This window comes from Pseudoflavonifractor sp. HNCC25GI2 (assembly GCF_058136395.1).
This window is the reverse complement of record NZ_JBYUOW010000001.1, coordinates 271,920-292,408: the sequence shown is the minus strand read 5'-3', so window position 1 is coordinate 292,408 and position 20,489 is coordinate 271,920. Positions and strand designations below refer to the sequence as shown.

Here is a 20,489-nt window from a genome sequence, read left to right as displayed (position 1 = left end):
CGCCTTCATTGTACCGCAGACAGGGGGAAAATGCAACGCTCAGCCCACGCTGGCGGGACGAATCTCGTCCAGGAAGGTGCGGATGGCGCCCAGGCCAACCAGCTTCACGGGGGCCTTGCCGTCCTCCACCACCAGAGTGGGGGCCTGGCGTACGCCATAGCGTACGGTGAGGTCGGGGTTCTCCTCGGCCAGCACCTTCCGGTAGGGAACCCCGGCCTGACCCAGCAGCTTTTCCGCCTGGGCACAGTTGGGGCAGGTGCGGGTGGCAAAGAGCATCAGCTCTCCGGAGAGGGTGGGGGCGGCAGGCCGGGCTTCCACCGTAACCTGACTTCCGGCAATGCCGGCCCGGCGCAGGTGGGAGCGGCCGATGTCGTACACCTTCCGGTCCTTGAACTCCTGGGTCTTGCCGTCGTTCCAGTTCTTCACCGGACGGTAGTAGCCGGTGATGCGGCTGTATACCTCGGCCTCCTTGCCGCAGTAGGGGCAGACGTGCTGCTCGCCGGTGAGGTAGCCGTGGTCGGCGCAGACGGAGTAGGTGGGGGACATGGTGTAGTAGGGGAGCCGGTAATTCTCCGCAATCTTCCGTACCAGGTTGGCCGCCGCCTTCCAGTCGGGCAGCTTCTCACCCAGGAAGGCGTGGAACACGGTGCCCGAGGTGTAGAGAGTCTGCAGCTCGTCCTGGATGTCCAGGGCGGAGAAGATGTCCTCGGTGTAGCCCACAGGCAGGTGAGAGGAGTTGGTGTAGTAGGGGGTGCCGTTTTCGTTGGCGGTGATGATATCGGGGAACTGGGCCTTGTCGTGCTTGGCAAAGCGGTAGGTGGTGGACTCGGCGGGGGTGGCCTCCAGGTTGTAGAGGTCACCGTAGGCCTCCTGATAGTCGGAGAGGCGCTCACGCATGTGGTTGAGCACGTCCTTGGCAAAGGCCTGGGTGGCGGGATGGGTGAGGTCCTGCTGGAGCCACTTGGCGTTGAGGCCCACCTCGTTCATGCCGATGAGGCCGATGGTGGAGAAATGGTTATCAAAGGTGCCGAGATAACGCTTTGTATAGGGATAGAGGCCCGCGTCCAGCAGCTTGGTGATGACGGTGCGCTTGGTTTTCAGGCTGCGGGCGGCGATGTCCATGAGCTTGTCCAGGCGCTTATAGAAGTCGGCCTCGTCGCTGGCCTGATAGGCGATGCGGGGCAGGTTGATGGTGACCACGCCCACAGAGCCGGTGGACTCGCCGGAGCCAAAGAAGCCGCCGGACTTTTTGCGCAGCTCACGGAGGTCCAGGCGCAGGCGGCAGCACATGGACCGCACGTCGGAGGGCTCCATGTCGGAGTTGATGTAGTTGGAGAAATAGGGGGTGCCGTACTTGGCGGTCATCTCAAAGAGGAGCTTGTTGTTCTCCGTCTCGGACCAGTCGAAGTCCCGGGTGATGGAGTAGGTGGGGATGGGGTACTGGAAGCCGCGGCCGTTGGCGTCGCCCTCGATCATGATCTCGATGAAGGCGCGGTTGACCATGTCCATTTCCTTCTTGCAGTCCCCGTAGGTAAAGTCCATCTCCTTGCCGCCCACGATGGCAGGCTGGTTCGCAAGGTCCTTGGGTACCGTCCAGTCCAGGGTGATGTTGGAGAAGGGAGCCTGGGTGCCCCAGCGGGAGGGAGTGTTCACGCCGTAGACAAAGCACTGGATGCACTGCTTGACTTCCTTCTGGGTCAGGTTGTCCACCTTGACGAAGGGGGCCAGGTAGGTGTCGAAGGAGGAGAAGGCCTGGGCGCCCGCCCACTCGTTCTGCATGATGCCCAGGAAGTTCACCATCTGGTTGCAGAGGGTGGACAGGTGCTTGGCGGGAGCGGAGGTGATTTTTCCGGGAATGCCCCCCAGTCCCTCCTGGATGAGCTGCTTTAAAGACCAGCCGGCGCAGTAGCCGGTGAGCATGGAGAGGTCATGGATGTGGATGTCGGCGCTGCGGTGGGCGTCGGCCACCTCCTGGTCGTAGATCTCACTGAGCCAGTAGTTGGCGGTGATGGCGCCGGAGTTGGAGAGAATGAGGCCGCCCACGGAGTAGGTGACGGTGGAGTTCTCCTTCACCCGCCAGTCGTTGATCTGGAGGTAGTCATCCACCAGGTCCTTGTAGTTGAGCAGAGCGGAGTTGACGTTGCGGATCTTCTCCCGCTGCTTGCGGTAGAGAATGTAGGCCTTGGCCACATCGGCGTAGCCCGCCTCGGACAATACCTTCTCCACGCTGTCCTGAATATCCTCCACGGCGATGCGGCCGTCCTTGATCTTGGGCTCAAAGTCGGCGGTCACCCGCAGGGCCAGCATGTCAATGACGCTGGGGTGAAACTGCTTGTTGACGGCCTGAAAGGCCTTGGTGATGGCCGCGCTGATTTTTGAAAGCTCAAATTCGGCGGCGGCGCCGTCCCGTTTGGTTACCTGGTACATGACAATCCCTCCACCTTGTCTTTGGTATCTTTTCTGGTATTATGGCAAGAAAAGCCGGGAATCATCCCGGCGGTACTGCGCCCCTTAACTATAGCACGCAGCCCCGTTTGCGTCAATATATGGTTTTCCTTTTTTGGAATAAACACAATATATTGTTTTGGTGCACAAAAAGGCGAGGATGGTTTTTGTCATCCTCGCCAAAAGAAAAATTAGTCAACCCCCCGCAGCTCCACCTGGGGGATGAAGGGCCGGACCAGGGCGGCAAAGCCCTCCATTTCTTCCCGGGAGCAGGGGCGCAGACCGGGAGAGAGCACCGTGTCCCGGTCCACAAAGGCCTGGAGGAAGTACCGCCTGGCCCCCTTCAGCCAGGGGCCGATGGCCCGGAAGGAGTCCTCATTGTGGAGTTCCCGCACCACCGTGGTGCGGAACTCGTAGTCCACCCTGCCCTCCAGCAGCAGGGCCGCGCTCTCCCGGTAGGGTTCCACATCCAGACCGGGCACTCCGGCGGTCTCGGGGTAGCGGTCGGGGCTGTTTTTGATGTCCATGGCCACGTAGTCCACAAGGCCCCGGCGGATCACGTCCTCCAGAGCCCGGGGAAAGCCGCCGTTGGTGTCCAGCTTCAGGAGGAAGCCCTTTTCCTTCACAGCCTCCAGCAGCCGGGGCAGTTCGGGCCGCAGCAGAGGCTCGCCCCCGGTGATGCACACGCCGTCCAAAAGGCCCCGGCGCCGGTCCAGGAAGGTGAGCAGCTCCTCCAGATTCATCAGGGCGGGGCCAGGCGTGAGCACCAGCTCTCCGTTGTGGCAGAAGGGGCAGCGCAGGTTGCAGCCCCCCAGAAATACGGTGCAGGCCACCTTGCCCGGGTAGTCCAGCAGCGTCAGCTTCTGAAGACCCTGAATGTCCATGTGGGAGCCTCCCTCTCCGCCCGGGGCGGTGTCGATTCTCTCCCATTGTAGTCCCGGTGTCCGCCCCTGTCAACGGCCCGTTTTCCCGAAAAATTCACTCCCCTTTGTATTTTCTCCTGGTTGCGATTCCTCCTCGTATATGCCGCTCGGCCTTATTTTCCTCCAGCACCTGCTTTACCTGGAGGTACAGCGTGCGGTTGAAGGCGGGCAGGCGCTCGGCCAGATCCTTGTGTGCCGTGGTGGTAATCGGTGTCGTCAACGAAGGTGTCTGTGAGGGAAAATGGAATATCAATTCCGTTCTCTCCCATATTGAAATAGACATAGATTTCTTCCTTGGAAACAACCCGAATTTCACGGACAATTTTCTTGAGGCGGATATTATCCAGATTCTTGGTGAAGTCCTCTGCCGTAAAATTTTTGATAAATTCCTTCACACTGGCCTTGACCCGCTTCGTCAGTTCCTCTGTTTTGTCCGCAGCGGAAAGGGCAACCCTAATGCGTTTCAGTTCTTCGTTAATGGGTATCATATCCTGCTCGGCTTCGTCCATTTCAATCAGGCCCCGCTTTACCATATCTTTGATACGGGTTCGCTGCTTATTCAATTCTTCGGCCTGCTGCTTGAGCTTGTCCACATCAACGCCAGACTGTTCGGCAATATACAGCTTGACATATTCGTTGCATTTCTTTTCAATGCTGGAAAAGAACTCCTCACGCCGACTGATAATATGACTGAATAAGTTCGTGAGTCCAGACAACAGCCAATCCTCATCTATTCTTACATGGTCAGCCTGGCAGCTGTCCTTCCCATAGGCCGCACGGCGCGAACAAGTCCACCATGCGTACTCATTGACATATCGGTTGTTAGGGCCTGGCTTTCGTGTCCACCTGCGGAAGGAGAAGCCGCAGCTGCCACATTTGATGATGTTGGAAAACAGGTGCTTGTTGCTGGAGCGGCCTTTACTCATATTGCTTTTCAGCTGTCTGCCAGATTCTTCTGCAATCTTCTTTGCTTTTTCAAACTGTTCATCCGAGATAATGCGCAGCTCCGGGCGGTCATGGACAACCCATTTTTCTTCCGGTATTTCTACTCGCTCATTATTGTAGAGGTTCTTCATGGACTGCTTGCCAGAAACCAATTTCCCGGTATAGATTTCATGCCGCAGGATGTGTCCGACTGTGGTTGTAGACCACACAAAATTGGGTTCCCCGTCTTTTAGCTTCTTTGTCTGTACCTTATTCTTGAACAGCTCCTCCGCAATCCTGCATTGCCCCCATCCATGCTCGGTATAGAGGTCAAAAATGCGCTTGACCCAAAACGCCTCCTTGGGGTTGATTTTCAATGTGGTACGGTCAATCTTGTCATACCCAAACACAAAATTGGGGACAACACCCTCCTCCCGTCCAATGGCCTTTCCAAATTTGACCCGCTCAGACATCTTTCTGCTCTCTTGTTCGGCCACCATTGCCATGAGATTCAGGATAAACTCGTCTACATCTTTCCCACTGTCACCCATCCCCAGGATGTGAAAAACAACTCCGTGTTGTGACAGCTCACGGGAAACACTGATGAAATCAAATGTGTTACGAAATGCACGGGAAATGTCTTTGATATACACACGCTTGAACTTTCCGGCCTTGGCGTCTTTTATCAGGCGCTGCAACTCTGGCCGGTTCATCATTTTTGTGGCTGACTTTCCTTTTTCGGCATAAATCTCTACCAGCGTATCACCACGCTTACCGACATACTCACTGAAAAAGGCAATCTGGTTCTCTAAGCTCAACTCCTGCTCTGTTTTATTGGTAGAAACCCGGCAATACGCCGTAGCTCGCTCGCCGCTGGAAACAGTTCTATTCATAAATGCTGTGCATCCTTTCTGAATATAATCATGAGTTTCATTTATATAAACAGGGGGGTGCAGCGGCACCCCCCTGTTATGTATCAACCTGCGGTAACAGCGTTGATAATACTTGTTGCTATGGCCTGAGCCACAGCGTCAGCCAATACATCAGTCACTTTGCGTCTTAATTCTTCGTTATCTTTCGTGCCGATGGCCGCGTGAGCCACGGCTTGTCCCATACACACGCCTCCTCTCTTTGGTAGTATTCTATGATATGGGTATATCCGTTATGACGGCGAAACTGACTGCTTCATGGGGTGAACAGAAAACCGCCAGCTGCAAAACCGCCAGAGCTTTCCAGACGAATGTCACGCCCGTATGCCTCGTAATCAATGTAGTTTCTAAGATGGTCGGGGACATTCAAGGCTCCCAGCTCGTCCACACAGTAGCGGCCCAAGTCCTCGTCAGTGTGAATATCCGGCCAAAAATCGTAATCGTCCAATACCTCCAAAATCATCATCAGCTGTGGAAGGGAGGGGCTTTCCAGGTCTAAAATCGCCTCCACCTTTTGAAGGTCGCTTTCATCCAGGAGAACCAAGGCACGGGCCAGAGCGTTGATTTGCCCCAGGCTTTCATACTCACCGATAACGGAAGTCAGGCCGTCCAGTTCGCTTTCCGCCGCCGGGGTGAAATATTCGTCTGCTACACCTACGCCGATTTCATCCAGGGTCTTGTTCAGAACAGACGGCTTTGCGGGGAAGGACACCCACACGCCGTCATGCGCTGCGCCGGAGAGATACCTTTCTATATTGGCAACATACACATCAATCATCATACAACATCCTTTCTGCCTGCGCTTTTCGGGCGATACACTGTGAGAATATAGATGTTGTATTATAGATTTTCGGGGCGAAGATTATCAGAAAAACCCGCCTGGGGCAAAACATCCTCCGAATGAAAGTTACTCTATAAATGGGCCAAAATTTCTTTCCAGAATTTCACAGCCCACATCAAAACAGCTGTCCTCAGCGGCCAGCGTCCCTGGTCTGTCATCTTCAAAGAGAAGCGTAAGTTTTCCATCATCCATCAGGTAGAACTCGGCATGAACCATCTTTCTTTTCTTGCTGGCGGTGTAGAGGGCCAACACATGGTATTCTTGGCTCTGGTGCTTGACTAAGTAGATATGTTTCTGGGCTTGCTGCATAGACAGGAAATCGCAAGTGGTATGATTCATAAAACCACCTCTTTAGTCTTTTTTATGCTGGCCAGTGTTTCATCTTGAGATGCTGGATTCTCATAAAACACAGACTTTATATTGATTTTCAGGTCAAGAGGTACTTTTCTGTTACGCATCATCCAAATAACATTGTCATATACGATACCCCGGTTTTCTGCCAGTGTATAAACCGTGATGTGGGGGGCATAGTTTAGGGCCCTTGTCAACGAGAGCGCAATCTCCATCCGCCTCACTAAGGTATCTCTTGTCAGTCCATTGATACAGTCGTCAAATACATGGATGACAAGGTCATCATCAGGCGGGAGAACACTCATGCCAACGCCATTACGCGCCAAAAGGTCATTGGACACAACTTTGGTTTGGCCGTTGATGAGAGAGATTGTGCATCTTTTTTCACAGCTTTCCAAAAAAGACTCTATTTTTTCAAGACGCTTGGTCAACTTCGGAAATTGCTTTGCCTTCATTTTGGTATTTTTGCTGCCAAGGCTGTTTCTTTGAGCAATGAGCCTCATTTTCTGGCGGATTAAATCGTCATAACTCATCATAGCTCCCAACAACGAGAGTTTGGCTTCTCTAAGAATCATCATCCTGTGTTCATCAGTGAAGGGGATGTCACCAGATTCAAAAGCCTCGGCCACCGCCGTAATAAGCGCGTCCTGTTTGACCACAGACCTGGGAAGCACATCAATGGTGGCGGTATCAGCAGCATTGACACAGTGCTGAAAAGCCTCTGGGTCAATGCTATTATCCCTCATGTAGGCATCCCTGTTTGATTTCGGAAGAGCATTCCAGGCGGCCACATAGACCTTAGCCGCCGCACTCACAATAGCGGAGGCACACAGTTCCCCCTTCATCAAATTGGTGCAGAGAGAGGAATCAATGATTTCCATGGTGCGATGAGGGTAGTGTTCCTTTTTGTAATCCAAATAGCCTTGGCTTTTTGCAGTAAGGCCATAGAATGTGCCCAGGCTCGTACTCTTTTCCACCAGATACTTTCCGTCCACCATGCGTTCAAGTAGTCTGGGTACCTGATTATCACAAACAAACGGTTTGAGAATAGTGCGGACACTTCTCTCATGAAGTGGGAAGTTCAAAATCCACATCGTTGAGCACAGCATTTGCTCCGGTGCTTCAACATTAAAAGGAAAAATTACTTCATTTTTATGGTACATCTTTTTCATTTGGAACAACTCCTTTAATTTTGTAGGAGTATCGCGATACACAAGCCGCCTTGTGGGAGCCACTCCGCAAGGCCTCATGTCCGGCTTGCACACATAGCATTCCACATAAATGGGGCAAATGTCAATAGAATGCCGTAATATCAATATTGCGAATTATATGTAAAAATGGAGCAAATCCATTGCGGCCCAACAGATTTGCTCCAACAGAAATTATTTAGATTTGAGGCTGGATATGGTGTCGTACTTGGTTGCCGGGTTTTTGGTGGAGACAGTTTTGATATCAATTTCGGGGTCATCCGGCAGCTTCTTGTTTCGCAGTATCCAAGCAATGTTTTTCTGCATGACGGTCTTGTTTTCTTCCAAGGTATGGACGGTGATACGGTGCTCGCAGCCAATCGTTTCGGCCAGGGAGAGGGCGATATCAATGCGGGAGAGCAGGGTATCTCTTCTAAGTCCGTTGACGCAGTCGTTGAACACATGGAAGGACAGCTGGGCGTTGGAGAGCGTAAGCACAATGCCGTTGTACTCCAAAATTTGAGGGGAGATGACTTTTCCGTGGCTGTTACTACCGTTGTAGGGGTAAATGGCACAGTGAGGGCTGATTCCTTCCAGGAATTGCTGGGCTATATTTAGCTGGGCAGTCAGCTCCTGGTGGCGTTTGGCCTTTTCTTCTGTATTTATCAGGCCAAGGGCCTTTCTCTGCGCGGAAAACCGCATTTTTGCGTGGTTCGCAATATCGTAACGGTTAATCGTTTCCAGGAAGGGCCACCGCTCCCAGTCATAAATCAGGTTTTTCTGGTCGTCTGTAAACGGCATTTCGCCAGCCTGGAATGCCTTGGCGATTGCTGCGGTCAGTTTGTCCTGGTCAAGAATTGACCGGGGCAGAACATCAATGGTAGAGGTGTCTGCGGCGTCCAGGCAGCACCGAAAGCCATCCGGGTCAAAGTTCTTCTCCTGGATATAGACACTTCGTTGGAGACTTGTCCAGGAGCCCCAGGCCTCCATATAGACCGTAACGGCAACCCTGACGATGGCTTCGGCGCACAGCTCTCCCTTCATCAGATTGGTGCAAAGGGTTCGGTCTGGAATTTCGGTGGTTCGGTGGGGGCAGTGTTCTTTGTTGTAGTCCAGATACCGTTTGCTTTTTGCTGCCAGGCCATAGAAAGCGCCCAGGCCGGTATCCTTCTTCACCAGATACTTTCCATCTACCATGCGTTCAAGTAGTTTGGGTACCAATTCATCACAGACAAAGGGTTTAAGGATGATACGGACACTTCTCTGGTGAAGGGGAAAGTCCCAAATCCACATGAGCTTCAAAAGCATTTGCTCCGGCTCAGTGATATCTGCCGGAAAAATATTTCTATACTTAAAAATCTTATAATTCATTAGAAAAACCTCCTGAAAATCAAATTTTTGCTGGGATATAAATGATAGGGCTGTTTTCGGTACAGTAGCTCCAATTTTCCTTGGCCTGGATATCATCCCGGCCATAGTTGTCAGTGACGATTTCAATAAACAGTGTCACAACAGGTTGGGCAGAAGAAACCAGCTGCTCCATGCGTTGAATACTCCTCTGATACAGCTCTTGTTGAAAGCGAGAGCGCGGCTGTTCCCATTCCTCCCGCTGGCGCTGGAGAAAATCACACAGCTGGTCACGGGTCAATGTAACGGCCAAATCGGGGGTAGAGCAGCGGTTTTGAAGATTGGCTGATTGAGCCAGCTTCTGTCTGGCCTGTTCCCTTTGCTCCAACAGAAAAGCACGCTGGGATTGGTTCTGGGCGGCGTCCAATGCGGCCTGGGCCTTGTAAAACGCCTGCTGATTCAGGTGAAGCAGGTGGCTGGCTCTTGCATGATAGGGGCTATGCGCATTGAGCTGTTCCAGGCGATGTTCCCATTGCAGTTCGCAACCGCTTTTTAACTGGGCCTGTGCTGGTAGTTGGCTCAGTACACGATTCACCCCGCTGGCGTGTTCAGAAGCATGACTTCCAGAAAACTTGTGGTCTGGGTCTATCTGCTGCCGGTAGGCCTGCTTGAACTGTTCGGTGATTTGATACAGTCCCTTTTCTCCGGCTGGATAAGGTTTCAGCAGGCCGGCAGTCTTGTAACGAGATAGCAGTGTCTTATTGCTGTACTTGATGAAATCGTCCCGATGGATGACGCCCTCACCATAGGCGAGAATATGAAGTATCTTCATTTCGGTGGGGTTTTTGGTATTGAATTTCCGCATACAACATAAACCTCCTTACTTTTTGGTTTTGTTGTATGTTAGGCGATACCCTCCATCTTTATCATCAGAAATGGTTCTACCCCCTGCAAATTAGCCCCCGTCCCCCGTCCCCGGCGGTCTGCCAAGGATGGAAGGGCGTGTCTTTGAAAAAGACTGTTTTCGAGCCTGCGAGAGAACAAGCCCGGTATTTTGCATGGCGTAGCCAAAATATCCAGCCGAAGCCCCGCCCGGTTTTCATTCGGAATGAAAGCCGGGGAACGGACATCCATCCCTTTGGGATGATGGGCGCGGGGTCACCGTCCAGAGAACAGACATAGCCCTTTGGGGGCTGTCTGTGAACGGCGTTGTCGGTGAGCAGACCGCCAAACCCCCGTCCTTCGTCCCTCGTTTGCTTGTTCTGGCGGGGTCTGCCGTAAGAGGCGGCAACCCCGTTCAGAACAAGCCTTTTTCTGCCCTGCACCCAAATCAGCATGACCATGCAAAGGGTTTGCAGGCAGAAAAAACGGCGTGTCTCCCCATTGGGACACGCCGTTGGGTGCGTCCGCAGACGCACAATGTTTTCCCGCCGGGGCGGAGCTGGGGGCGCGATCAGGCAGAAGCCTGACCGCGCCAGCTGCTGAGCAGCAGTTCGTTATAGTCTTTGCAGTATTCCTTGGTTTCCAAGCTGGCCGGTTTCAGGAACAGGAGGCGCAAGTCCTCCACCGTACAGCGGCCAGAGAGCTGCTGCTGGATGGACTTTGCGCCCTCCATGCCCTTGGTGTCGTTGTCCAGGCACAGATTGACCTTCTGAATGGAGGGGTAGCGTTCCAAAACCTTTTTGACAAATCCTTGGTTCCCGGCTCCGTTCAGAGAGATGTAACAGCAGTTGGGGTCATGTTCATCAAGCTGGATACGGTGCTCCTGTTTCAATGACAGGAAGGACATTAGGTCGATTGGGCTTTCAAAGATATATAGCTCCCGGTAGGAGCGGCTTTCCAATGCGTCCTTCCTGGCATAGAAGAAACCTTCGTTGTGTTCTTTTACATAGTTGGGACAGAATTTCTTGTCGGTGGTTCCTTTTTTGGAGATAGCCGTCACCTCCAGCTTGGCAAGTGGGTCGGCGTAAGCAACAAAGCACAGGTTATACTGCTTGTCCATCTTCAAAAAGCCTTGCTTTATGAAGTTGAGCACGATATCGGTTGAAATCCCTCTCCGGTTGGAAAGGTAGGCAATCGCTCTGGTGTAGGCATAATTCTTTTGGTCTGTGACCTGGCTTTGAAACAAATCTTCTGTGAGGATGGTATTCAAGTCCAGCGTTTCATTCTTCCCGGCGGCGCAGCGGTTGGAGTAGCTTAATGCGCTCCAGTTGACCAGCTGTGTGGCCAGAGGTTGTTTTTCTACTTTATAATAAAAATAGTTCAATCCATACAGGGCGTCGGCGTATCCGATACCCAGCACATCAACCAACACTTCGATTGGGGTGAAACTCCTTCCGGTATATGGGACATATCCCATGTTGGGGTACACAACGATGGTGTCTATGGTGTTCTCTTGGTTCAGAACAAAATTCCTGCCCCGCAGTTCCAGCAGGCTTTCATCATACCAGAGTAGGAACTGCTGTAAATCACAGCTGCAAATTTTGTTGATTCTGTCTTTACCGTAGTGCTTATATCTATGCTTTCGGTTCAAAATGTCTTTCCCGTTGGTCATAACGAATGCCCTCCTATTGACCATCTTTTTTTTGTGAGTATCTAACAGGGAAGGGAATTTTCCCTTTGAGAGGGGGAAAATTCTCCTCCCTGTGCCAAGATATCGGGTGTACGATATCTTGTTCTCATGTATAAGTTATACATTTCAGAAACGGAATATCAGGCTGGAATGTTTGACCCCCGGCAAAAATGTGTCTGAGCACAAAAAAAGCGCCCCCGGATTGGGAGCACTTGAAATTACAGGTCTGTTTGCAGTTCATCCTGCTGCGCAAGGAGAATGTCAATCATATCAACTATGGCTCGTAGTGTGGCCGGGTGGGCTTGTTTCAGCTGTGCTTTGATACGCCCGTCAAACTCGATTTCCGGGAGAACCATTCCAGAACCCAACAACAGGTAGTCCACCGGGACACGGTAGAGCATGGAGGCCCGAAGCAAAAATTCCAGGCTGGGCGCGGAGATGGCCCGTTCGATTTGTGACACATACCCATCACTGCAAGCAAAGGCCTCGGCCAGCTCAGCCTGGGTATAGCCGTGTTCTTCCCGTAACTCTTTCAGCCGTTTTCCAATCCGTGTATAATCCAAAGTACCTTTCATGGCTCCACCCCCGTATAGTATGAGCATATCGGATGGTAAGGATTTTTACAAAGCAGTAAAACTTTATATTGAAGTAATACTAAGTGAATGGTAAAATATTTGTACGGAAGTATAGCAATTCTAAACTCCTTGACAAGAAATGCTGTATGCCTGATAATGAAAAAAGAAAAAAATTGGGAGGAATGATACCAATGAAGCGAAAAATCGTATCTGCTGCTCTGGCCTGCGCGCTGGCGGCAAGCCTGTCGGTTCCCGCTCTGGCTGCTGACCTGACCTTCTCGGATGTACCTTCTAACCACTGGGCAGCACAGCCGATTATGGAAATGACCGAACAAGGGCTGTTCTCCGGCACCACCACCCCTGTTAATGGGGTAGGGACTTTTGCTCCTGACGCCACCATGACCCGAGGAGCCTTTATTACTGTTTTGACCCGTTGGCTGTTTGGGGATGAGCTGGATACCATGAGTGTTGTTCCCGGCGCTCCCTGGTGGCAGAACAATTACACCCTGGCCTTGCAGAATGGGCTGTTGAAGGACAAGGAGCTGGGAGGCGATTTGGACAAGGCCATGAACCGGCAGGAGATGGCTGTTGTACTGGCTCGTGCCGCCCAGGGCTTGGGGCTGGCTCCTGATACTCTGGTGAGTGAGAGCGCCATCCCCGATTGGTATTCCATCGGTGAGGGCTACCGTGAGGGCGTCCGCTTCTCCTACTCTATGGGCTTTATCGGCGGAACTGACAGCAACGGTACTTTCAATCCCAATGGCACCCTGACCCGCGCCCAGGCGGCAACTGTCGTTTACCGACTGTTGGAAAAAATAGAGGGGGGCGAACTTAGCTGGCGTCCTGGACGTATTGATATTACCTGCGACATGGATAGCATGGTTGTTATTCCTGGTAATAATGGCATTAGTACCATTGTGGACGCAAGAACTTGGTCTCCCTCCAATATGACCAAAACTATTGCTTGCATGGAATCTATTGCATCTCAATATATCGATATTAATGGAGATGCAGGAATTGTTGCCGTTGATGAAGAAAATGGCGAACTTAGACTTTATTTAAACCCAGCACAGGAGGGTTTTGGAACAGCTAAAATCACCGCCACCGTGAAGAATGTTGGAAGCGAGCTACAGTTTAATGATGTTATTATTGGCGGGCTTGATGAGAACGGAGCCTTTAAGGACGATTCCAGAACATTCCTTGATACTTTCTTGAGTGAGACCGTATCTACTGAGGCACGTCAGAAGATTATGGCTGCTTATGATATCTACCTTGACAATTATAAGCAGTATGTTGACAACGAGTGGTATAATGACGAGAAGAAAAGCGCGGTTATCGATGCTTGGGAAAACACCGTTATGAGCACCAACTATAAGGTGAATGACGATGTTGTTCTTAGTCTAACTTTTGATGGCTGGCACATTTCCGATATTGGTTATTACGAGGAAAATGGTTGGGCTCTTACCGACATCAGCGAGCTGAAGTCCATTTGGTAAGCAACCAAGACGAACCCCCCGGCTGACGATCAGCCGGGGGGTTGAAAAAAATGTGGTTCGGAGAAAAAGTGGCGGGGAGGTTCGCGAAACCTCCCCGTCTGCAATTTGATTATTGTTTTTGTGAGCCGCCCCAATCGAGGCTTTCTGCTTGCAACGGCAGACACGGCCCGCAGCTCCTGCGGTGATACTATATACTACTACCAATGAAGCCGGGTTATTCTGTTTTTGATGTTGATGGCGGCGTTATGGTCGCGTGAGACCAATTTTCCACATTTGGGGCAAGTCCAAAATCGGTCTGACAAGGTGAGGTTCCGGTTGATGTACCCACATTGGGAGCAGGTTTGAGAGGATGGGGTATAGGGGTTGAGTTTGTAGAAGTGCTTGCCCTGCGCTTTCAACTTGTAGGCCAGCATTTGCTGGAAGGTGGCATAGGCGTTGTCCAGGGTACGGATACCCAGATGGAAGGTCTGGGCAATGGCATGAATGTTCAGGGTCTCCGTGACAATGGTATCATAGCGGTCTGCCAGCCGCCGGGATTCCTTGTGAAGCCAATCCAACCGCCGGTTGCGTGTGTGCTGGTGAAGCCTTGCCAGCTTTCGGCGCAGCTTTTCATAGCTGGCACTCCCTTTTTGCTTGCGGCTCATGGCAGCGCGCATACGCTTGATTTGGGGTAGGGCTTCTTCTTGAAAATGTGGGTGGTCGGGAGAATTGCCGTCACTGTCCACATAGAACTTGGGAACGGAGAAATCCAGCCCCAGGGTCAGTTCCTGTGTGATAGGCAAAAATATGTGGTTGTTCCTTTCGGGGCAGACATAGAGGAAGGACACATAGTACTCTCCTGCCGCCGTGCGGACGATGGTAGTTTTCAACGGCTTTTGATTCGGGGCCTGACGATGTACTTTAATCTTTACGGCCCCAATACCGGGCAGGGTCAGCCGGTTTCCCTCCAGGACGGCTCCGATGGCAATATAGCTGCCTCTGGACTTGGTTTTTCGGAAACGGGGGTACTTCCCTTGGAGATAATCCGAAGCCTTGAAATCGGCTTCCAGGCGCTTCTGGATGTAAGAAAGCACGCCTGGGTCTATCTCTTTGAGAACGGGATATTGAGAAAGGTAATCGTCTGGGGGAAAGCTGATGACTTTGCCGGTGTGCTCGTATTGGTTGATTTTATCCGTCAGCATGGCGTTATACAGAAACCGGCAGGCGGAAATTGTGGTATCAATCCCACGGCGCTGAGCCTGGTTGGGATAGAGGCGGTAGCGGTATGTGATATAGCTGGGCATAAAAAACACTCTCCTTTATTGATAGATACTGTATTTTAGGAGAAAATGCAGAAAAATATGAGAATATAGTGCTTTATGAGGAATATTTCTTTGAGGTCTGCATAAGATAATAATAGGTTGAACCCCACCCCGGGGGGAAACCCGATACACTGCGCTTGAGGGTCATAAATCAAATGTATGGCAGGAAAATCGAATTAGGCAGGAACATGATACAGGCAGGAAAAGCAAACGGTAGAAACAGAACCGGCAGAAATCATAGAAAAGCGGTCTCCGATATTTCATCGGGGGCCGTTTTTGTGTTATAGTGGAAAACGAGGTGAGACCAGGTGTATCTTGATGATTTGACCCTCTTGGAATGGCAGGAGGACTTGGAATGTAAGTCTGTGCCGGAATTGGCAGACTGGATTGTGCGGCAGCGGATAAAAGCATATATTGACGGTCAACTGGACAACGGGCAGTTAGAGCGGCTCTTTCAGGAGTGGCAGTTTCTTTATGAAACGCCGCCAGAGGAGCTGCCAGAAGAACTTTCCCCTGACCTAAGCCGTATCTTTGTCCGAAATCAAAAGGTCTTGCGGGGAAAATCCGACACCCATAGAAAACGGTCTCATTACCGGAAAGCGGTACTGTTTCTGAATACCCCTATCCCCCGCTTTCAATATCGTCCCAAGGGGGATACCCATGCCATCCACATCCGTCACTGGGTCTTTAGGGAAAACCCTGCCCTTTCCATGCAGCAAATGCTGCGGCAGGTGGAACAAGATATCCAGACCTTTGACCGTATCATGGACAGGACTTATGCCAATGCTTCGGACTACCGGGGGAAGCTGCGGGAATGGATTCAGAAGCGAGAAGGACTGTGGGAAATCCCAACATACAAAGTCCCAGGGCACAGCAAAGCGGACATCCAACAGTATGAGAAAGAAATGGCCCAGAAGGGTATCTATTATGAAGAACTGGTATATGGGAGACCGTGCGCGGGCGGAATCAGAACACCGGAACAATTTGGCTTAAATCGTCCTCTGCTGCTCAGATGGATGAAGGGAGCCTGTGAGAAGAACGCCATGATTCGTCTTGCGTTCTTCCTGGGCCTCACCGAACCGGCTGCGGAACGGCTTCTGCAAAAGGAAGGGTTCTCCCTCTCGGCAAGTGTCCGGGTGGAGGATGAAATCCTTCGGAAATGCTTCCGGTTTGGCTTTCCAATCCATTACGCCAATCAGCTGTTGGTCAACCAAGGGAAAAAGCCCTTGCCTGGGGTCACCGTTTCATGAGAAGGGGAAAATTGGAAAAAAGCAAAAGCGGGCTTCTGATGTCAGAAGCCCGCTTTCCCTTGTGCCCCAATGGATTACGCGCAAAACTCAAAGCAGTAATGCCAGCTACACCGATTGGCACTACGGTGTGTACGGTGGACTTGGAGATGCCGAATTTTCGGGCGCACGCCCGGACAGTGGCGCGGTTTTCTATGATGTAAAGGGCCATTCTGCAGGCCCGGTCCTCAATGTTCCCTTTCACCCATAACACTCCCATCAAGCGGTAGTCCTATGGATGTTATATGCGCCTGGGACGGGGGATATGTCGCCCCTTGTGCCTGGGTGGGGCCGGTGGTATAATGGCGGCAAGAGGAGGGAGCGCGTTATGGATCAGAGGGAACGCATGATTGCCGGCCTGCCCTACAAGGCCTGGCTGGACGGCCTGCCCCAGCAGCGGCTGGAGGCCAAGAAGAAGCTGTATGTCTTCAACAACGCCCACCCGGAGGACCAGGAGGCCTCCATGGCCTTGCTGCGGGACCTGCTGGGCCAGGCGGGAGACAACCTGTGGGTGGAGCCTATCTTCCGCTGCGACTACGGCAGCAACATTTCTGTGGGCGACAATTTTTACGCCAATTATAACCTGACCATTCTGGACATTGCCCCGGTGACCATCGGAAACAATGTGATGATTGCACCCAACGTGTCCATCTTCACCGCCGGGCACCCCATTCACCCCCAGGCCCGGAACTCGGGCTACGAGTACGGCCGCCCCATTACCATCGGGAACAACGTGTGGATTGGGGGCGGGGCCATTCTCCTGCCCGGAGTGACCATCGGAGACAATGCGGTCATTGCCGCGGGCAGCGTGGTGGGCCGGGACGTGCCCGCCGGTGTGGTGGCTGCGGGCAACCCCTGCCGGGTGGTGCGGGAGATTACCGACGCCGACCGGGACTTCTACTGGAGAAATCTTCCCTTTGATGTGGAGGACTACCTGGACCCCAACACCACCCTGTAAGCACAGAAAACAAAACGCGCTTCGGAGCAAGCTCTCCGAAGCGCGTTTTTTCTTATTTGTACCGCTTGTCCAGAATCTCCACAATGTCGCCCATGACGCCCTCGTCACAGGAACACAGGATCTGAGCGCCCCAGTCCCGGACCTCCTGAGCGCAGTTGGAGGGGGCGAAGGGAATGGCAGACAGCTCCAGCATGGGGATGTCGTTCTGGTTGTCCCCCACGCAGTAGATGTGGGCGCGGTCAATGCCCAGCTGTTGGGCCAGCAGGGCGGTCATGCCGCCCTTGGTGCTCCCCTTGGCGGTGATCTCCAGGTAGTACCGGTTGGAGAAGATGGCCTCGTACCGGTCCCCCCAGTCGGTCAGCATCCGCTCCTGCACCTGGCGCAGCAGGGGGTGCTCCTGCTGGAGAATGGCCTTGGTCCAGGGCAGGGGCATCTCCTCCACCGGACAGATGGCGTAGTCGGTGCCCACCTTTTTCATGTGGGCGTCGGTGATGGGGTTGGGATTCCAGACGTAAATGTCCTCGCCGTGGTAGCTCTCCATGCCCAGGGAGGGGAAGGCATCAAAGAGGGCGGCAAAGTCCCGGGCGGAGCTCTCCGGCAGGAAGGTCTGTTCCAGCATCACGTCCCGCTCAAAGTCGTACAGGGCCGAGCCGTTGGACAGCACCACCGGAGCATTGACCGGGGCGAGATGGACGTAGGGGGCGAAGGTGCGGTGAGCCCGTCCGGTGGCCACGGTGAAGCGGCCGCCCTGGCTCACGAAGTAATGAAGAGCCTCCAGGTTGCGGGGCGGAATCCGGCGGTTGGCGCCGTACAGGGTGTCGTCAAAGTCGCTGACCAGCAAGACACCGTCAAATTTTCCCATAGAAGCTCCTTTTCTCCCCTCCGTGGGGAGGGGTCAAATCAAATCCTTGCCCTGGTAGTACCGCTCCAGGGGGCCATAGCTGAGGGAGGCCACCAGACCGGTGATAATAATTTCAGGGATCATGTAGCTTGCGTTGTAGGCGATGGACCAGATGGGGGCAGCCCAGCCCAGTTCATTGGGCCACAGCACCTCCCAAACCACCACGCCGGAGATATAGTGGCAGCCCAGGCGCACCAGGAAGGTGACCACAATGCCCAGCACCAGTTCCAGCCGGGGATGGCCCAGCCGTCCCTTGAACAGGGCAGCAAAGCCGATGACCGAGAAGGCGAACACGTAGTCAAAGAGAATAATCAGCACCGCCGTTCCCACACTGTCGGCGTACTGCACGTTCTGGATGCCCAGAATCATCTGGAGCACTCCGTAGACGAAGGCGGCGAAGACGTCCCACCGGCAGCCGTAGCGCCAGGAGAGAATCACCAGGGGCAGCATGGAGCACACGGTGATGCCGCCGCCCAGGGCCCAGGGGCTGGAGAAGGGGAACAGAGAGAGCACCACAGCGATGGCCAGCATCACGGCGCTCTCCACCATCCGGTGTACCCGGAGATGGGCCTGGATGGATGCGGATTGGGTTACTTGATTTGCCATAGACGTTTCCTCCTAAAATTGATGTACCGCAGCACATCCAAACGGGTGCGGTGCGGTACAACGGACGAAACGAAGGCATAAAAAACTCGTCCACTTCCTACGCCGGCATTACCCGGATCAGGTTTAAGGGACCGGAGACGGCATGGTCGTCTCTGCATCTCAGCCGGGAACAGCTCCCAGCGCCCCTGTGTTCGATTGTCTGCGGTGCAACTATTGTATGTATTTCCCCGGTATTTGTCAAGTACGAGGGCAAAAAGACTCCGGCCGGGGAGCAAATGCCTGCCCGGCCGGGAGTGAGAGGTTCAAATGATCCGTCCTTGAGGTTTTGGGTGACGGCGCCGGAGCGGCAGCCTCTTGCCCGGGCCGGGGTTTGGTGCTATACTATTTGAATATTCTCAACGAGGAGTGAATCACCGTGGCACAGTCCTCTCATAAGGATGAACAGGCCCTGGCCAATGCACCCATTGGCCCGCTGATGCTCAAGCTGGCGCTGCCTGCCGTGGCGGCCCAGGTCATCAACATGCTCTACAACATTGTGGACAGGATCTACATCGGCCACATCCCTGTGGTGGGCCAGACCGCCCTCACCGGAGTGGGCGTCACCTTCCCCATCATCATGCTCATCTCCGCCTTTGCCGCCTTTGCCGGGCAGGGCGGCGCGCCCCTGGCCTCCATCCGGCTGGGTGCCGGAGATCGGGAGGGGGCGGAGCGGATTCTGGGCAACTCTCTGACCATGCTGCTGTGTGCGGCGGTGGTGCTCACCATTTCCTTCAGCATCTTCAAAGAGCCCCTGCTCATGGCCTTCGGCGCCTCGGAGGACACCATCGGCTACGGCCTGGACTACATCGGCATCTACCTGCTGGGTACCCTGTTTGTCCAGCTGGCGCTGGGCCTCAACACCTTCATCAGCGCCCAGGGCAAGGCCACCGTGGCCATGCTCAGCGTGCTCATCGGAGCGGTTTTGAACATCGTGCTGGACCCCGTCTTCATCTTCCTCTTTGGCCTGGGGGTGCGGGGAGCCGCCATCGCCACGGTGTTTTCCCAGGCGGTAAGCGCCGCATGGGTCTTCTTTTTCCTGTGCTCCCGCCGCTCCGGCCTGCGCATCCGTAAGGAGAACCTGCGCCTGCGGGCGGAGACGGCAGGCAAAATCGCGGGGTTGGGTGTGGCGCCCTTTATCATGCAGTCCACTGAGAGTCTGGTGACCGTGGTGCTTAACACCGGCCTTCAGACCTTCGGCAACGACCTCTATGTGGGCTCCATGACCATCCTTCAGTCGGTCATGCAGATGATTACCATGCCCACCCAGGGCATCACCCAGGGCGTACAGCCCATTATGAGCTACAACTACGGAGCGGGCAACTACCGCCGGGTGCGGGACACCTTCAAGCGCCTGCTGACCGTCACCCTGACGGTGACCATCTCCGCCTTCCTCATCGTCTCCTTTTTCCCCGAGACCCTGGCCCGGCTCTTCAACAACAATACGGAGCTGGTGGAGCTGGTGGGGAAGGTCATGCCCATCTTCTTTGGCGGTATCTGGGCCTTCGGCGCCCAGATGGCCTGTCAGACCACCTTCATGGCTCTGGGCCAGGCCCGCACCAGCCTGTTTCTGGCTCTGCTGCGGAAGGTCATCCTGCTGGTGCCTCTGGCCATCATTCTGCCCCGGGTGACGGGCAGCGTCATGGGCATCTACGCCGCCGAACCCATCGCTGATTTCCTGGCCTCGGCCACCACCCTCACCCTGTTCCTCTCCCGGCGGAAGAAGCTGCTGCCTGCGCCGCCCAAGGAGAAATCCTGAGCTCAACGCAAGAAAAACCCGCCTGCCGCATTTGCGGCAGGCGGGTTTTTTG

19 protein-coding genes, 1 pseudogene and 1 riboswitch are annotated in these 20,489 nt (G+C 53.7%); of the genes and pseudogenes, 4 read left to right on the top strand and 16 right to left on the bottom strand.

The features are described from left to right. Nucleotides 1–39: 39 nt before the first annotated feature. The 12 genes from AC3YUO_RS01335 to AC3YUO_RS01280 form a co-directional block, all read right to left on the bottom strand. A complete protein-coding gene (locus AC3YUO_RS01335) occupies nucleotides 40–2,427 on the bottom strand; it encodes a ribonucleoside triphosphate reductase (RefSeq protein WP_489961242.1) in 2,388 nt (795 codons plus the stop codon). A 209-nt stretch (nucleotides 2,428–2,636) separates the two neighbouring features. Further along, complete coding sequence (locus AC3YUO_RS01330; protein WP_489961241.1) at nucleotides 2,637–3,329, bottom strand: anaerobic ribonucleoside-triphosphate reductase activating protein; 693 nt, start codon at nucleotides 3,327–3,329, stop codon at nucleotides 2,637–2,639. Between the two features lie 94 nt (nucleotides 3,330–3,423). Next, nucleotides 3,424–3,519, bottom strand: coding sequence for a sporulation transcriptional regulator SpoIIID (locus AC3YUO_RS01325; RefSeq protein WP_489961491.1), 96 nt, complete (start codon nucleotides 3,517–3,519; stop codon nucleotides 3,424–3,426). Next, on the bottom strand, nucleotides 3,482–5,185 hold the full coding sequence (locus AC3YUO_RS01320; protein WP_489961240.1) for a recombinase family protein: 1,704 nt from the start codon (nucleotides 5,183–5,185) through the stop codon (nucleotides 3,482–3,484). Before AC3YUO_RS01320 ends, AC3YUO_RS01325 begins: the two co-directional genes overlap by 38 nt. 83 nt (nucleotides 5,186–5,268) lie before the next feature. After that, on the bottom strand, nucleotides 5,269–5,406 hold the full coding sequence (locus AC3YUO_RS01315; protein ID WP_489961239.1) for a hypothetical protein: 138 nt from the start codon (nucleotides 5,404–5,406) through the stop codon (nucleotides 5,269–5,271). Nucleotides 5,407–5,477: 71 nt separating this feature from the next. After that, nucleotides 5,478–6,002: an antirestriction protein ArdA gene (locus tag AC3YUO_RS01310; protein WP_489961238.1), complete on the bottom strand. Its 525-nt coding sequence runs from the start codon at nucleotides 6,000–6,002 to the stop codon at nucleotides 5,478–5,480. Between the two features lie 126 nt (nucleotides 6,003–6,128). Further along, on the bottom strand, nucleotides 6,129–6,401 hold the full coding sequence (locus tag AC3YUO_RS01305; protein WP_489961237.1) for a hypothetical protein: 273 nt from the start codon (nucleotides 6,399–6,401) through the stop codon (nucleotides 6,129–6,131). Next, on the bottom strand, nucleotides 6,398–7,585 hold the full coding sequence (locus AC3YUO_RS01300) for a hypothetical protein (RefSeq protein WP_489961236.1): 1,188 nt from the start codon (nucleotides 7,583–7,585) through the stop codon (nucleotides 6,398–6,400). The genes AC3YUO_RS01305 and AC3YUO_RS01300 overlap by 4 nt, the downstream gene beginning before the upstream one ends. Nucleotides 7,586–7,795: 210 nt before the next feature. Beyond that, a complete protein-coding gene (locus AC3YUO_RS01295) occupies nucleotides 7,796–8,971 on the bottom strand; it encodes a hypothetical protein (RefSeq protein ID WP_489961235.1) in 1,176 nt (391 codons plus the stop codon). 19 nt (nucleotides 8,972–8,990) lie between these two features. Beyond that, a complete protein-coding gene (locus AC3YUO_RS01290) occupies nucleotides 8,991–9,812 on the bottom strand; it encodes a hypothetical protein (protein WP_489961234.1) in 822 nt (273 codons plus the stop codon). Nucleotides 9,813–10,400: 588 nt separating this feature from the next. Beyond that, complete coding sequence (locus AC3YUO_RS01285) at nucleotides 10,401–11,501, bottom strand: toprim domain-containing protein (RefSeq protein ID WP_489961233.1); 1,101 nt, start codon at nucleotides 11,499–11,501, stop codon at nucleotides 10,401–10,403. Nucleotides 11,502–11,737: 236 nt separating this feature from the next. After that, a complete protein-coding gene (locus AC3YUO_RS01280; RefSeq protein WP_489961232.1) occupies nucleotides 11,738–12,094 on the bottom strand; it encodes a helix-turn-helix domain-containing protein in 357 nt (118 codons plus the stop codon). A 146-nt stretch (nucleotides 12,095–12,240) separates the two neighbouring features. Here AC3YUO_RS01280 and AC3YUO_RS01275 point away from each other — a divergent pair, with 146 nt between their 5' ends. After that, nucleotides 12,241–13,590 carry an S-layer homology domain-containing protein gene (locus AC3YUO_RS01275; RefSeq protein ID WP_489961231.1) on the top strand — a complete coding sequence of 450 codons (1,350 nt, stop codon included), beginning with the start codon at nucleotides 12,241–12,243 and terminating at the stop codon, nucleotides 13,588–13,590. A gap of 197 nt (nucleotides 13,591–13,787) precedes the next feature. On the opposite strand, the gene AC3YUO_RS01270 is transcribed toward AC3YUO_RS01275, so the two are convergent. Continuing rightward, a complete protein-coding gene (locus AC3YUO_RS01270; protein ID WP_489961230.1) occupies nucleotides 13,788–14,873 on the bottom strand; it encodes an RNA-guided endonuclease InsQ/TnpB family protein in 1,086 nt (361 codons plus the stop codon). Between the two features lie 326 nt (nucleotides 14,874–15,199). On the opposite strand from AC3YUO_RS01270, the gene AC3YUO_RS01265 reads away from it, so the two are divergent. Continuing rightward, complete coding sequence (locus AC3YUO_RS01265; protein WP_489961229.1) at nucleotides 15,200–16,141, top strand: hypothetical protein; 942 nt, start codon at nucleotides 15,200–15,202, stop codon at nucleotides 16,139–16,141. Nucleotides 16,142–16,268: 127 nt separating this feature from the next. Here AC3YUO_RS01265 and AC3YUO_RS01260 read toward each other — a convergent pair. After that, nucleotides 16,269–16,382, bottom strand: a pseudogene (locus tag AC3YUO_RS01260) (sporulation transcriptional regulator SpoIIID); the annotation flags it as partial. 123 nt (nucleotides 16,383–16,505) lie between these two features. Between AC3YUO_RS01260 and AC3YUO_RS01255 the strand changes: the two are divergent. Beyond that, a complete protein-coding gene (locus AC3YUO_RS01255) occupies nucleotides 16,506–17,135 on the top strand; it encodes a sugar O-acetyltransferase (RefSeq protein WP_489961228.1) in 630 nt (209 codons plus the stop codon). Between the two features lie 52 nt (nucleotides 17,136–17,187). Here the strand turns inward: AC3YUO_RS01255 and AC3YUO_RS01250 are convergent, their stop codons facing one another. Continuing rightward, entirely contained in the window at nucleotides 17,188–17,997 is an 810-nt protein-coding gene (locus tag AC3YUO_RS01250) for an HAD-IIB family hydrolase (protein ID WP_489961227.1), read from the bottom strand. Between the two features lie 33 nt (nucleotides 17,998–18,030). After that, nucleotides 18,031–18,642: an energy-coupled thiamine transporter ThiT gene (locus AC3YUO_RS01245; RefSeq protein ID WP_489961226.1), complete on the bottom strand. Its 612-nt coding sequence runs from the start codon at nucleotides 18,640–18,642 to the stop codon at nucleotides 18,031–18,033. A gap of 77 nt (nucleotides 18,643–18,719) precedes the next feature. Next, nucleotides 18,720–18,839: riboswitch (TPP riboswitch) on the bottom strand. A 278-nt stretch (nucleotides 18,840–19,117) separates the two neighbouring features. Here AC3YUO_RS01245 and AC3YUO_RS01240 point away from each other — a divergent pair. Beyond that, on the top strand, nucleotides 19,118–20,437 hold the full coding sequence (locus AC3YUO_RS01240; RefSeq protein WP_489961489.1) for an MATE family efflux transporter: 1,320 nt from the start codon (nucleotides 19,118–19,120) through the stop codon (nucleotides 20,435–20,437). The last annotated feature ends 52 nt before the right edge of the window (nucleotides 20,438–20,489 follow it).

Coding starts and splice junctions, on each gene's coding strand:
- AC3YUO_RS01335 (WP_489961242.1), bottom strand. CDS start 2,427: ATGTACCAGGTAACCAAACGGGACGGCGCCGCCGCCGAATTTGAGCTT.
- AC3YUO_RS01330 (WP_489961241.1), bottom strand. CDS start 3,329: ATGGACATTCAGGGTCTTCAGAAGCTGACGCTGCTGGACTACCCGGGC.
- AC3YUO_RS01320 (WP_489961240.1), bottom strand. CDS start 5,185: ATGAATAGAACTGTTTCCAGCGGCGAGCGAGCTACGGCGTATTGCCGG.
- AC3YUO_RS01315 (WP_489961239.1), bottom strand. CDS start 5,406: ATGGGACAAGCCGTGGCTCACGCGGCCATCGGCACGAAAGATAACGAA.
- AC3YUO_RS01310 (WP_489961238.1), bottom strand. CDS start 6,002: ATGATGATTGATGTGTATGTTGCCAATATAGAAAGGTATCTCTCCGGC.
- AC3YUO_RS01305 (WP_489961237.1), bottom strand. CDS start 6,401: ATGAATCATACCACTTGCGATTTCCTGTCTATGCAGCAAGCCCAGAAA.
- AC3YUO_RS01300 (WP_489961236.1), bottom strand. CDS start 7,585: ATGAAAAAGATGTACCATAAAAATGAAGTAATTTTTCCTTTTAATGTT.
- AC3YUO_RS01295 (WP_489961235.1), bottom strand. CDS start 8,971: ATGAATTATAAGATTTTTAAGTATAGAAATATTTTTCCGGCAGATATC.
- AC3YUO_RS01290 (WP_489961234.1), bottom strand. CDS start 9,812: ATGCGGAAATTCAATACCAAAAACCCCACCGAAATGAAGATACTTCAT.
- AC3YUO_RS01285 (WP_489961233.1), bottom strand. CDS start 11,501: ATGACCAACGGGAAAGACATTTTGAACCGAAAGCATAGATATAAGCAC.
- AC3YUO_RS01280 (WP_489961232.1), bottom strand. CDS start 12,094: ATGAAAGGTACTTTGGATTATACACGGATTGGAAAACGGCTGAAAGAG.
- AC3YUO_RS01275 (WP_489961231.1), top strand. CDS start 12,241: ATGCCTGATAATGAAAAAAGAAAAAAATTGGGAGGAATGATACCAATG.
- AC3YUO_RS01270 (WP_489961230.1), bottom strand. CDS start 14,873: ATGCCCAGCTATATCACATACCGCTACCGCCTCTATCCCAACCAGGCT.
- AC3YUO_RS01255 (WP_489961228.1), top strand. CDS start 16,506: ATGGATCAGAGGGAACGCATGATTGCCGGCCTGCCCTACAAGGCCTGG.
- AC3YUO_RS01250 (WP_489961227.1), bottom strand. CDS start 17,997: ATGGGAAAATTTGACGGTGTCTTGCTGGTCAGCGACTTTGACGACACC.
- AC3YUO_RS01245 (WP_489961226.1), bottom strand. CDS start 18,642: ATGGCAAATCAAGTAACCCAATCCGCATCCATCCAGGCCCATCTCCGG.
- AC3YUO_RS01240 (WP_489961489.1), top strand. CDS start 19,118: ATGCTCAAGCTGGCGCTGCCTGCCGTGGCGGCCCAGGTCATCAACATG.